The sequence below is a fragment of the Flavobacteriales bacterium genome (assembly GCA_020635855.1).
GTDB lineage: Bacteria > Bacteroidota > Bacteroidia > JACJYZ01 > JACJYZ01 > JACJYZ01.
In genome coordinates, this window is record JACJYZ010000002.1 from 1239801 (window position 1) to 1252045 (window position 12245).

12 protein-coding genes are annotated in these 12245 nt (G+C 49.7%); 10 read left to right on the forward strand and 2 right to left on the reverse strand.

The genetic code is table 11. The annotated features are described in order from the left end of the window. Positions 1–30: 30 nt before the first annotated feature. Complete coding sequence (locus tag H6585_05145) at positions 31–1425, forward strand: FAD-binding protein (protein MCB9447714.1); 1395 nt, start codon at positions 31–33, stop codon at positions 1423–1425. Here H6585_05145 and H6585_05150 read toward each other — a convergent pair whose 3' ends face one another. Continuing rightward, positions 1426–2112 (reverse strand): zinc metallopeptidase, encoded by a 687-nt coding sequence (locus tag H6585_05150; protein MCB9447715.1) that lies wholly within the window; start codon positions 2110–2112, stop codon positions 1426–1428. Between the two features lie 232 nt (positions 2113–2344). Here H6585_05150 and H6585_05155 point away from each other — a divergent pair, with 232 nt between their 5' ends. The 6 genes from H6585_05155 (at position 2345) to H6585_05180 (ending at position 7920) form a co-directional block, all read left to right on the forward strand. Further along, positions 2345–2779 carry an Hsp20/alpha crystallin family protein gene (locus H6585_05155; GenBank protein ID MCB9447716.1) on the forward strand — a complete coding sequence of 145 codons (435 nt, stop codon included), beginning with the start codon at positions 2345–2347 and terminating at the stop codon, positions 2777–2779. Positions 2780–2877: 98 nt separating this feature from the next. Next, the gene (surE, locus tag H6585_05160) at positions 2878–3654 is read left to right on the forward strand and encodes a 5'/3'-nucleotidase SurE (GenBank protein ID MCB9447717.1); all 777 of its coding nucleotides are present in this window, start codon (positions 2878–2880) and stop codon (positions 3652–3654) included. Continuing rightward, positions 3651–3965 carry a hypothetical protein gene (locus tag H6585_05165; protein MCB9447718.1) on the forward strand — a complete coding sequence of 105 codons (315 nt, stop codon included), beginning with the start codon at positions 3651–3653 and terminating at the stop codon, positions 3963–3965. Before surE ends, H6585_05165 begins: the two co-directional genes overlap by 4 nt. Positions 3966–3977: 12 nt before the next feature. Then, positions 3978–5084 carry a lipid-A-disaccharide synthase gene (gene lpxB / locus H6585_05170; protein MCB9447719.1) on the forward strand — a complete coding sequence of 369 codons (1107 nt, stop codon included), beginning with the start codon at positions 3978–3980 and terminating at the stop codon, positions 5082–5084. 170 nt (positions 5085–5254) lie between these two features. Continuing rightward, positions 5255–6343, forward strand: coding sequence for a SpoIID/LytB domain-containing protein (locus H6585_05175; protein ID MCB9447720.1), 1089 nt, complete (start codon positions 5255–5257; stop codon positions 6341–6343). Further along, positions 6343–7920: a ComEC/Rec2 family competence protein gene (locus H6585_05180; GenBank protein ID MCB9447721.1), complete on the forward strand. Its 1578-nt coding sequence runs from the start codon at positions 6343–6345 to the stop codon at positions 7918–7920. Before H6585_05175 ends, H6585_05180 begins: the two co-directional genes overlap by 1 nt. Here the strand turns inward: H6585_05180 and H6585_05185 are convergent. After that, complete coding sequence (locus H6585_05185; GenBank protein MCB9447722.1) at positions 7910–9646, reverse strand: M23 family metallopeptidase; 1737 nt, start codon at positions 9644–9646, stop codon at positions 7910–7912. The two genes, H6585_05180 and H6585_05185, sit on opposite strands and share 11 nt — an antisense overlap. Positions 9647–9743: 97 nt before the next feature. On the opposite strand from H6585_05185, the gene H6585_05190 reads away from it, so the two are divergent. The 3 genes from H6585_05190 (at position 9744) to rny (ending at position 12241) form a co-directional block, all read left to right on the forward strand. Further along, on the forward strand, positions 9744–10109 hold the full coding sequence (locus tag H6585_05190; protein ID MCB9447723.1) for a hypothetical protein: 366 nt from the start codon (positions 9744–9746) through the stop codon (positions 10107–10109). Positions 10110–10119: 10 nt separating this feature from the next. Beyond that, the gene (locus tag H6585_05195) at positions 10120–10416 is read left to right on the forward strand and encodes a cell division protein ZapA (protein ID MCB9447724.1); all 297 of its coding nucleotides are present in this window, start codon (positions 10120–10122) and stop codon (positions 10414–10416) included. Between the two features lie 277 nt (positions 10417–10693). Next, complete coding sequence (gene rny / locus H6585_05200; GenBank protein ID MCB9447725.1) at positions 10694–12241, forward strand: ribonuclease Y; 1548 nt, start codon at positions 10694–10696, stop codon at positions 12239–12241. The last annotated feature ends 4 nt before the right edge of the window (positions 12242–12245 follow it).

The window sequence follows — 12245 nt, forward strand, 5'->3', positions numbered from 1 at the left end:
ATGGAGCGTACGAATAATGTCCGCAAGGAAATGGACGCCAAAATTATGGTGGCGTTGCAGGAAATTGTAGGAGATACATATGTGTACACAGACCGGGAACGGTTGACGGTTTATGGCAAAGACGAAACCGAAGACCTTGTGTTCTTGCCTCATGTAGCAGTGAGGCCCGGTTCGGTGGATGAGGTTTCAGCAGTCCTCTCACTATGCAATGCCCAAGGGATACCTGTTACTCCGAGGGGAGCCGGGACCGGCCTGAGCGGTGGTGCGTTACCTGTAATGGGCGGTGTGGTGATGGCCATGGATCGTTTGAACCATATCCTGGAGATTGACGAAGCGAACTACCAGGCCACGGTGGAGCCCGGTGTGATCAATCAGGTGTTCCAGGAGGCTGTGGCTGCAAAGGGATTGTATTACCCACCTGATCCCGCCAGCAAGGGGTCATGTTTTCTGGGTGGGAACATGGCCGAGTCGTCCGGAGGTCCGCATGCAGTCAAATATGGTATTACGAGGGATTACGTGCTGAACCTGGAAGTAGTGCTTCCAACCGGTGAAGTGATTTGGACGGGAGCCAATGTGCTGAAGAACTCAACCGGATATAATCTGACCCAGCTGATGATCGGTAGTGAAGGTACGCTGGGTGTGATCACCAAAATCAGGTTGAAGTTGATCCCGCATCCGACCCGCACGCTGCTGATGTTTGTGCCTTTTGTATCTGCTGAGAAGGCTTGTGCTGCTGTGGCCGCCGTGTTTCAAGCTGGCATCACGCCATCGGCATTGGAATTCATGGAACGGGATGCCTTGTTGTGTGCCCGCAGCTATGATGACAACATCACCATAGATCCGGGAGAGGCGGAAGCTTATTTGTTGATTGAAGTGGATGGATTTGAAGAAGAGGTGTTGATTCGCGATTGTGAGCGGATATCAGAAGTATTGGAAGGGTTTGATGCGGGGGAGGTGCTATTTGCCGAATCGGAAGCCCAGAAAGAAACACTCTGGTACATGCGGAGAAAAGTGGCGGAAGCCGTGAAGCATGTGTCTGTATATAAGGAAGAGGATACCGTTGTTCCCCGCGCAGCCCTTCCGAAGTTGTTGAACGGGGTGAAGGAGATAGGCAAGAAATACGGTTTCCGTTCGGTGTGCTACGGTCATGCGGGTGATGGCAACCTGCATGTGAATATTCTCAAAGACAACATGAGCGATGAAGCCTGGAATGTGGACTTACCCAAAGGTATTCGGGAAATATTCAGGTTAACAGTAGAACTCGGCGGAACATTGTCGGGTGAACACGGAATCGGCTGGGTCCAGAAATCATACATGGACATCGCCTTCGGGAAAACCCAGCTGGAAATAATGAAAGGGATCAAACGTGTGTTTGATCCCAAGGGTATTCTGAATCCGGGAAAGATTTTCCCGGATGATGAGTGATTAACTCCGCCGTCCGCTGAGCTGCGCTACATAGTACAGGAGCATCGTAACAGCAGAAAGGGCTGCAACTACATAAGTCATGGCCGCCCACTTGAGTGCATCCTTGGCTTCTTCTTGTTGCGTACCGGATGTGATCCTGGAACTTTCCAGCCATATCAAAGCACGGCGGCTCGCATCAATCTCTACGGGAAGGGTTATCAGGCTGAAGAGGGCCAATGCGCCCTGGGCGATGATGACTGCCCAGATGATCTGCTCCATGTACATGCGGTAAGTGAAGCCAAGGAAAATGCTGCCGATGATAATGAAGTTCATAAAGCGTGAACTGAATGAAACCACTGGTACCATGGCAGATCTGAATCGGAGTGGGACATACTCGGTTGCGTGTTGAACGGCATGTCCTGTTTCGTGGGCGGCAACGGCAGCGGCAGCCACATTCATTCCATGATATACTTCCTTGCTGAGGTTGATGGTTTTCTTCGCAGGGTTATAATGATCGCTCAGGTGACCTTCTACTGAAATCACCTGCACGTCGGTGATGCGGTTGTCGCGTAGCATTCTTTCGGCTACTTCCTTGCCGGTCATTCCGGAACTCAATGTTGATTTGCTGTACTTCGCAAAACGGTTCTTCAACCTGCTACTTACTGCAGCTCCTACCAATGCGAATGCGATGATGATGATAAAAAACATGGTGTCCTTTCTATGGTTGTTAAAAATCTCTGTAATCTGTTGCTATCAAAGCAATGTCCAAACTTTCATCTCCCCAAATGTATTCACTTGATGTGTAAAAATGTCATTCATGATCGTTAAAAATTCCCAATTTTCCCGTCATTGTGTCAGCGGATTCGGACTGGTACACGACTTGTTCGGTGAATGACGAAACTCAATCATTCACCAACCAAAAATATAAGGAGGATTTGATATGACACTCATTAAATTTAAAAAGGGCGACCCCGCATTTCATCCTGCACTTTCAGACTTTTTTGATGATTTTCTCTCGCCCGCCGTCTTCAACGGAGGCAGGGTTTCCATGCCCGCCGTGAATATTTCGGAGGCGGAGGACAAATACCACGTGGAGTTTTCCGCGCCCGGATTCAAAAAGGAAGACTTTGATGTAAAGGTTGAAAACGAAACACTAACTGTTTCGGCGGAATTCAAAGCTGAAAAGGAAGGGAAGGAAAAAAACTACTCCCGCAAAGAATTCAGCTTTGGCTCATTCAAACGTTCTTTCAGTTTACCCGAAAGCGTTAATGCCAATGCCATTCAGGCGCAGTATGAGAATGGAATCCTGAAGATTGATCTTCCCAAGAAGGAAGAGACCCAGGTATCACCTGCACGCCAGATCAAAATTTCATAATGCTTGCAGGTAATCGCAGAAAAGGGTGCACCCGTTGCACCCTTTTTTATTGATGCGACGGAAGAAGGTGTTTTGTTGAATTGCGTAGCTTTGCGACAATGCAAGACACTTCTAAGAGGCCGGTTATTCTGGTCACCAATGACGACGGGATCAAGGCCCCGGGATTGCGGACACTGATCCGCATCATGAACGAATTCGGCGATGTGCTGGTTGTGGCACCCGATAAACCGCAATCGGGAATGGGGCATGCGATCACCATTCATTCTCCCCTGAGGTTGCAGGAGGTACAGATCAACGGACACCGTGAATATGAGTGTTCCGGCACCCCGGTGGATTGCGTGAAGTTGGCGGTGAACCAACTGCTCCATCGCAAACCGGATCTTTGTGTGTCCGGCATCAATCATGGTCAGAATTCTTCGATCAATGTGATCTACAGCGGTACCATGTCGGCAGCGGTGGAAGGTGCCATTGAAAGCATTCCTTCCATTGGTTTTTCTCTTTTGGATCACTCCGTAGGGGCTGATTTTTCCGAAGCGGAGGATGTGGTGCGGCAGGTGGTGTCACAGGTACTGGAGCATGGACTTCCGGAGGGAACCTGCCTCAATGTGAACATCCCCCGTAAGTCGGAAGAAAAACTGAAAGGTATCAAAGTATGCCGTCAGGCCATGGCGCGATACGAGGAGGAATTCGAAGAAAGACGCGACCCGATGGGTATTCCCTATTTCTGGCTGACAGGTGTTTTCCGCATACAGGATCACGGAGAGGATACCGATGAATGGGCACTGAAGAACCACTATGTATCTGTGGTGCCTGTGCAATTTGATATGACTTCTCATCACTCGATCAGTACATTGAACCAATGGGACTTTGAATGAACTGGAAGCTCAGATACAACCGGGTAAGCCTGGGTGTGGTACTCGGAACGTTGGGTCCCTTCCTGGGTTTCTGGTTCTATTACTTCATTACTTTGATGGGTGGGCAAATGAAACATACTCCCATGGGGTTTGTGCATTTTGTAATGAATACCCCCAGCGTGCAATCGCCGGTGGTGAGCCTGAGCCTGATTATGAACCTGGCCCTCTTTTTCTTTTTTATCTGGAAAAAGATGGATCTGGCCGCCCGCGGCGTGCTGACGATGACCATGTTCGCATGGGCACCGTTGGTGGTGTATCTCAAGTTTCATTAAGCATATCATTCGGTGAAGTATTATATCATCGCAGGTGAGGCATCCGGTGATCTGCATGCGGCGAACCTGGTAAAGGCTATTCGAAGTATTGACCCGGACGCACAGTTGCGCGGCTGGGGTGGTGATCGGATGCAGGCGGCTGGTGTGGAGATTGTGAAACACTACCGCGAAACTGCTTTTATGGGTTTCTTTGAAGTGATCCGGCATCTGCCCCAGATCCTGCGCCTTATCCGTTTTTGTAAGAAAGACCTGGTAGGCTACGCTCCGGATAAAGTGATCCTGGTTGATTACCCCGGCTTTAACTTACGGATCGCAACGTTTGCAAAATCCCGCCAACTGCCCGTTTATTATTATATCTCACCACAGGTGTGGGCCTGGAAGGCTTCGCGTGTGAAGAAGATCAGGCGTGATGTGCGCAGGATGCTGGTGATCCTTCCTTTTGAACAGGAATTTTATTCGAAGTACAACTACCATGTGGATTTTGTCGGACATCCGCTACTTGATGCACTGGCCCATGAAAAATCCACGGAACCATCGGATGTATACCGCTCCCGGCTGAGTTTGGATGGGAGGCCCATTGTTGCATTGTTGCCCGGAAGCAGGAAACAGGAGGTGCAACGAATGTTGCCTGTTATGCTCGAGGCCGCCCGAAAAACCCCCGGTTACCAGTTTGTAATCGGTAAGGCTCCTTCTCTTGATGATGATTTCTACCAGCAGGTTTGCGGGGTGCATTCCCCCGTTCTGGCGCCTGATACCCATGAGCTTCTTCGCCATTCCGCGGCTGCCCTGGTGACTTCCGGAACGGCCACCCTGGAAACCGCCTTGCTGGGTATCCCTCAGGTGGTGTGCTACAAAGGCGCTACATTATCTTACCTGATTGCGAAACAACTTGTAAACATTTCCTATATTTCCCTCGTAAACCTTATTCTGGACCGCGAAGTTGTGAAGGAGCTGATTCAAAAGGATTGCAATCCGGATAAAGTGTTGAACGAACTTGCGCGCATCCTGCCGGGCGGCGATCAAAGGGAGCGCATCTTGAAAGATTATATGGAATTGGCCAAAACCCTTGGTGGTAAAGGAGCTTCAGGGCGGGCAGCTGAGTTCATCTGCAACGGTTGAGTTAAAAAAAATGAAACCCGCGCCGTAGAGTCCCGTAACAAAGCGTCCTGACAATAAAAAGGCTGGTTATGAAGCGATTGGGGGATTTCTATATTTGTAGCATGACGCGTAAGTCCGTATTCATCTTCCTGTGGATATGTTTGTGTACATCATGGATTCATGCTGAAACCATGAGCATTGGTGTTATGCGCAGCAAGGTCATCAAGTCGATTGTGGTGACACCCGATGAAGGTGGCTATTACCTCTTTGCCGACGGGCATAAGATACTGGATGTGGGTACTTCCAGCATGATCCAGCTGAGTCTTGACGATGGTCGCGTGCGTGTACGTAGCTTCGACCAGGACATGGGCAGTTATCACAAAATCATGTTTCTGTCGGAAAACGCAGACAACAGTTTAAGGTTGAAGCCGGTGTATCCGGATATGGCCATCAAGAAATACGATGATCACCTAGAAATCACTGCCAACAACAGCAGCTTGCTGTTAACCAATAAGGTTGCTTTGGAAGATTACGTGGCAGGGGTGGTAGAAGCAGAGGTAGGATACAAAGCCGCTCACGAGTTTTTGAAAGTGCAGGCGATCCTGGCACGCACATATGCGCTTTCCCATGCCTCCCGCCATGTCAATGACGGATACGATCTGTGTGATGATGTGCATTGCCAGGTATATGCACACAAAACCATTCATTATAACATCCTGGATGCTGTAAGGGAAACCAAGGGGATGGTGCTGATTGATAACAACCTGCACATGATCACGGCCGCATTTCACAGCAATTGTGGCGGACAAACAAGCAACTCGGAAGATGTGTGGTTGACGCAAAAGCCTTATCTCAGATCCGTTGTAGATACCTTTTGCACCAGCCAGCACAATGCACATTGGACCTTGGAGGTCAGCAAGAGCGACTGGAAACAATACCTGAAAACACATCAGGATAAATCCATCGATGATACTGCGCTGGACCGTGTCGCATGTTCTTTTCCACAAAACGAACGCCAGGTGTTTTATGCCAGTACCGATATTCCTTTGAAGAATATCAGGTCGGATTGGAACCTGAAGTCTACCTATTTCTCCGTGGTCGAAAAAGGTGAACACGTTATCCTGAACGGAAGAGGATATGGACACGGGGTTGGATTGTGCCAGGAAGGTGCCATGCGCATGGCGTTGCTAGGCAAGAACTACAAAGAAATTCTGGAATACTACTATGAGGGCGTTAATCTTGTCAGCATCGAAGCGCTGAAGTTCTTCCTCGAAGAGTAATGCCCCCCATCACCTCCGAACCGTTTTTCAAAATACTACTTCCATTCATCGCAGGGATCAGTCTTGCATTCCTGGTGAAAATACAGCACGAGGCCATACCGGTTCTCGTGCTTTTTTTTGCTGCACTCTTCGCCTGCCTTTCATTGATCAACCGGAGATCCCTGCGTTATGTCATGGCGCTATCCGCCGTTTGCCTGTGGTGCTTGATGGGGTACCAGTCGGTCCTTTCGCATTCCGATGCCTTTCGTTCAGATCGTATCCTTGTTCCTGATTCAGCGGTGGTGGTACACGGATGGGCGTACATATGTGAAAAGCCAGTGAAGAAAAAGTACTTCGTCAGCACCGTAGCCAGGGTATATCTACCTGCTTCGGGTGATGTTCCTGCCAGGAACGGGCTGTTGGAATTGCATTTTCCCAAAGACGGTGCTTGGGTGCAACCGGTCAAAGGGGATTGGCTGGATGTGGATGGTATGCTCCAACCTTTCTCCTCCGGTAGAAACTTTGATTATGCCGGCTATATGTGGAGAAAGAATGTGTTCGGGTATGTGAAAGTGCAAAGCCGAAAGACCAGGGTGCTGCATGGTGCCAATATGAATGATAAAGAAACATGGCCCGGGTTTCCCGACTTGCAAGGATTTGGTTTGTCTCCAACAACGGGCGGATTTTTAAAAGCGTTGCTGATAGGTGATCGGAGTGAATTGGATCCGTCGATCCGTCGTGCTTTTTCCGATGCGGGGGTGATTCATGTGTTGGCATTGTCGGGCCTGCATGTAGGCATCCTGTTTCTTTTGTTGAGCCGGGTGTTTTCGTGGCTGCCTGTTCGTTCGGGATGGTCATGGGCTTCCCTGGTTGTACAGGCTGTTTTGATGTGGCTCTACGCCTGGTACACCGGTTTTTCTCCTTCTGTTTGTCGGGCCACAACCATGATCACTTTATGGATGATCGGTAGCCGGTTGTCCAGAGGACGCCGTCCCATGAATGTGCTGTTGTCTTCGGCATTCCTGTTGCTTTTGGTGAACCCCATGTTTTTGTTTGAACCCGGTTTTCAACTGTCATACCTTGCTGTCGGTGGTATCCTGTGGTTACATGGTCCGCTTCAGCGCAGCATCCGTTTTCGATACGATTGGGCGAACAAATTATGGTCGCTTGCTGCATTGTCTCTTTCTGCTCAATTGGCGACGTTCCCATTGGTTGCGTATTACTTCAGTCAATTCCCGACATATTTTCTTTTGTCCAATTTGTGGGTGGTTCCCTTCGTGGCGGTGTGCGTGTATGCGGGTGTAGGGTTGTTGTTGATGGTGCATATACCGGTGGTTGGTGGGTTTCTGGGTGAGGTGCTTCATGGTATGTTGTACCTCTTGATCAGGGGCGTGGGGTGGATGGCGGACTGGCCCGGTGCTGTGATCAGGATCAGGTTTGACATGCTGGATGTGTGCCTCATGTATCTGGCGCTAGGACTGGTTTGCACATACCTTATGCATGGAGGTATACGCAAGCTTCAGGCAGGTTTGGGCACAATCCTGTTGCTGCTTTTATGTGATGTGGTTGGGAAGTATGCGGTTGTGGTCAACGGGTGAATTTGGCTTTGAATTCACGGATGTTGCCGCAATTGTCGCGCACGGCTAGTTCAAAGGTATGTTCGCCGCTTTCCAGGCTGTCTTCAAAGTAGTGCACCAACAGGCTCGTTTTCTTGTCGTACTCCATCAGCACCCATTTCCCGTCTATGGTGCCCCTATATGATGCGATGCCCGATGCGCCATCGGAGATTTGCATGCGGATCCATGGACTTCCCTTCAGGTTTTTGCCATTGTAGATGTTGATGGCGTTGATATAGGGTGCTGTCTCATCCACCATCACGGCGAAGTTGCCGAAGCTTCTCACCGATGCGGTTACCCATCCATCCTGGTAGGTTCCTCCCTGGTATGATTTGTAACCGCCGTCTTCCACGGCGGCGATGTATGCCTTCTGCTGGAGTGCTTCCGGCAGATCAGGGGCTTCAATGGAGAGGGTGTAAAAACCATGCACGGGAACATCTGATTGTTGCAATTCGTGGGTAACAGACCAGCTGCCCGGTTTGGGTGGTGCCTTGTGGTAGTTGAAATAGATGGTGTCGTAAAAGATGTTCGGGGGCATGTGCATCTTCAAACCTGCTGTGTCGAAGTCGTTCGACTGTTGGTAAGGGAAGATGGCCTGTGGTACCGCTTCCAGGGTGGCATTGGCAGGAGGAGGAGGCCCGGCCGTATTTCGCACCTTGAGGTCGATGTCGGAAGTGTTGCCATAGGCATCTTTCACAATTACGCTGATATGGTGGGTGCTGTCATCTTCCAGGGACATGATGCCCCGGTTGATTACGTTACGGAATGTGCTGAGTCGGTTGTTGGGGTCCAGGAAGCATTTCTGGTACACACGGCCGGTCCGCTTTTTCTCCCCGTAATCCACAAAACTGTTGATGTACCTGCTCTCGTGGAATCCGAATTTGTCCAGGTCGTGATAGAATACACGTTCACCGTCTTTCTGCACTTCAATAGAAAAAATGCCCTGGGTGTTGTCTGTTTTGTTGATCACATCCCGGGCTTCAATGGCAAGTGCAAAGGGGCCGCGAACAGTCACCGTGGATGCGGTATAGTGTCCGCGGTAGCCCATCAGGGTGATTTTTCGCGGGCCGGTCTGGGCGTTGACCGTGGAATTCTTTCCGATCGGGTACATCCTCAGTGCCGTAATCACCGGCCGGATGTTGTCTTCGATATCGAAACCGAACAACATCGGGTTGCAGGCGAATTCGGTTAATGTTTCACGAATCTCGAAGTGCAGGTGCGGCCCGCCGGATGCACCGGTGTTACCGGAATAAGCAACAACTTGTCCCTGGTGGAGTTTTAGCTGGCTCGAATCCACATTGATGTCGACTTCGAAAGACTCCCGTTCGTATTGTTGTTGTTTCAGGTAAGAAGCGATTGGTTCTTCAAAACGCTGTAAGTGGCCATACACCGAAGTAAATCCGTTTGGGTGTGTGATGTACAATGCTTTTCCGTACCCCGTTGAGGAAATGTTGATGCGCGATACATAGCCGTCTGCAATGGCCAGCACAGGTTGCCCTTCCTGACTCATTGTTTTGATGTCGAGTCCGGCATGAAAATGATTGTTGCGGATCTCGCCGAAATTACCGGCCAGAAGGATCGGTATCTTGAGCGGAGAAATGAAATAACCCTGAGGAAACTCGATCCGGTCACGTTCCTGGAAAACAAATCCGACCGAAAAGAACGTCAGTGTGGTTATCAGCAATATGCCTCGTATCTTCTTGCCCATCTTCAATTCTGGTGATAAATACCTCGGGTTGCACAAATGTAATCTTGTGAATACATTGTCGGACGCAAATTTTCACCAATGTTTCAACAACCAGATCTTGAAAGGGAGGGGTGATCAAATTCAAAATTTAATTTTAAATTTGACCTGTGGAAATACTCGTAAATTTCACACGTACGAAATGACTTTAATTGGAACGGCAGAGAGGGTTCAAGAAAAAGTAAACAGGTTGATTGCATTGCATGGCCGGTTGTTGCAGGAAAAAGAGGCGTTGGTGAACCAGGTGAATCACTTGGAAAAAGAGTTGGAGGAAATGCGAATCAAGGCAATGAGTGTTGATGTGCAAAGCAAGGTAAAAGATGAGATCAGCGGGTCTTCCGTGCAAATGGAAAAGGAAGAGATGGAAAAGAAGATCACGGAGCTGGTGCGGGAAGTAGATAAATGTATAGCGTTACTGGACAATTAACGGATCACCGATGTCTCAGGATACTCTTTCCATAAAGCTGACGATTGCCGGAAGAATTTACCCTCTTAGTATTCAGCACGGAGATGAGGACGGTATGCGGAAAGCCGCAGCCGATATTAACGAGCGGATCAAGGATTATGAAAGCAAATATGCACATCGCGATAAGCAGGACCTGCTGGCCATGTGTGCGCTTGAATTCGCTCATGATTGTCTGAGAACAAAGGATCAATGGAACAACGAGCGGCAGGAGGTTGAAAACAAACTGAATGAAACCGAATCCCTCGCAGATCGTTTTCTGGAAACCTGATACATAACGTTCTTTGTATAAGCGGCCACAGCCGCAACATATCCGCACCGCTTCATTTGAATGAGTATTTAAACTCAACACATTACTCATTGGAGACAAGCTTATAGGTGCCTAGGACAGGCCTCACCCGCTTGCGGGATCCCTCGGGACAGTGGAAGTTCGAAGCATCTGGCAGCTCCATATATGTCTATACGGGGTTTAAAACGCCTCGAATGAACGGTGCGGTTTTTTTTTACCCCACCACAAGTGATTTTTAACCAATTATTGAATTGTAGAAATGGAAATAGCAATTATTCCCGTGGCCGTTTCGGTCATCCTGGGGCTCGTGTTAGGTGGTGTGATCGCGTCCGTATTCCTGCGAAAGGCCATTGAAAAGAAAAGCGAGCAAGTCCTGAAAGATGCGGAAGCCGAAGGCGAGGTCATCAAAAAAGAGAAGATCCTGCAGGCAAAGGAAAAGTTCCTTCAGTTGAAATCAGAACATGAGAAGCTGATCAATGAACGCACCCGTAAAATGGAGGCTTCGGAGAACAAAGCCCGGCAGAACGAAAAACATCTGTCGCGCAAACAGGAAGACCTTCAAAGAAGTCAGAACGAACTGAAGGCGGTAAAGGACAACCTGTCTCATCAACTCGAAATTGTCAACAAGAAACAGGAAGAACTGGATAAAATGCACCGCCGTCAGGTGGAGCAACTTGAAGCCATTTCCAGTTTGTCTGTCGAGGATGCCAAGTCCCAGCTCGTGGAAGCCCTCAAGGCAGAGGCCAAAACCGAAGCCCTGGCCTATATCAAGGACATCGTGGATGAGGCCAAGCTGACTGCCAACAAGGAAGCCAAACGGATCGTGGTGCAAACCATCCAACGCGTGGCCACCGAGCAGGCAGTTGAGAATGCCGTTACCGTATTCAACATTGAAAGTGATGAGATCAAAGGCCGCATCATCGGCCGTGAAGGAAGGAACATCCGTGCCCTGGAAGCAGCCACCGGTGTGGAAATCATCGTTGATGATACGCCTGAAGCCATCCTGCTGTCATGCTTCGACCCCGTTCGCCGTGAGATCGCGCGCCTGTCTTTACACCAGCTGGTAACCGACGGCCGCATACACCCGGCCCGCATTGAGGAAGTTGTGGCCCGCACCCGCAAGAACCTGGAAGAAGAAATTGCCGAAACCGGAAAACGCACCACCATTGACCTGGGCATCCATGGTCTTCACCCTGAACTCATACGCATGGTGGGTAAAATGAAATATCGTTCTTCCTACGGACAGAACCTGTTACAACACTCCCGCGAAGTGGCGAACCTGTGCGCTGTGATGGCCTCTGAACTGGGCCTGAATGTGAAACAGGCCAAGCGTGCCGGACTGCTCCACGACATAGGAAAAGTTCCCGACGACGAACCGGAATTGCCGCATGCCGTACTGGGTATGAAGCTCGCAGAGAAATACAAGGAACATGCTGATGTATGTAATGCCATCGGTGCTCACCATGATGAAGTGGAAATGACCAGCATCATCTCACCCATCGTTCAGGTGTGTGATGCCATTTCCGGCGCCCGCCCCGGCGCCCGTCGTGAGGTGATGGAGTCGTACATCAAGCGATTGAAAGATCTCGAAGCGTTGGCACTGTCCTACAAGGGTGTTCAGAATACCTATGCCATCCAGGCCGGTCGTGAATTGCGTGTGATTGTGGATGCCGACAAGGTGGCCGATAAAGAAGCCGACACACTTTCGTTCGAAATCTCTCAGAAGATTCAAACGGAAATGACCTACCCGGGACAGGTGAAGGTAACCGTGATCCGCGAAAAGCGGTCGGTGAGCATTGCCAAGTAGTCAA

What these genes read in the sequence shown, in the direction of transcription:
- H6585_05175 (MCB9447720.1), top strand. Translation starts at nt 5,255, where the DNA reads ATGAGCATTGGTGTTATGCGCAGCAAGGTCATCAAGTCGATTGTGGTG.
- H6585_05145 (MCB9447714.1), top strand. Translation starts at nt 31, where the DNA reads ATGGACGCCAAAATTATGGTGGCGTTGCAGGAAATTGTAGGAGATACA.
- H6585_05165 (MCB9447718.1), top strand. Translation starts at nt 3,651, where the DNA reads ATGAACTGGAAGCTCAGATACAACCGGGTAAGCCTGGGTGTGGTACTC.
- H6585_05155 (MCB9447716.1), top strand. Translation starts at nt 2,345, where the DNA reads ATGACACTCATTAAATTTAAAAAGGGCGACCCCGCATTTCATCCTGCA.
- H6585_05150 (MCB9447715.1), bottom strand. Translation starts at nt 2,112, where the DNA reads ATGTTTTTTATCATCATCATCGCATTCGCATTGGTAGGAGCTGCAGTA.
- H6585_05185 (MCB9447722.1), bottom strand. Translation starts at nt 9,646, where the DNA reads ATGGGCAAGAAGATACGAGGCATATTGCTGATAACCACACTGACGTTC.
- H6585_05180 (MCB9447721.1), top strand. Translation starts at nt 6,343, where the DNA reads ATGCCCCCCATCACCTCCGAACCGTTTTTCAAAATACTACTTCCATTC.
- rny (MCB9447725.1), top strand. Translation starts at nt 10,694, where the DNA reads ATGGAAATAGCAATTATTCCCGTGGCCGTTTCGGTCATCCTGGGGCTC.
- surE (MCB9447717.1), top strand. Translation starts at nt 2,878, where the DNA reads ATGCAAGACACTTCTAAGAGGCCGGTTATTCTGGTCACCAATGACGAC.
- H6585_05195 (MCB9447724.1), top strand. Translation starts at nt 10,120, where the DNA reads ATGTCTCAGGATACTCTTTCCATAAAGCTGACGATTGCCGGAAGAATT.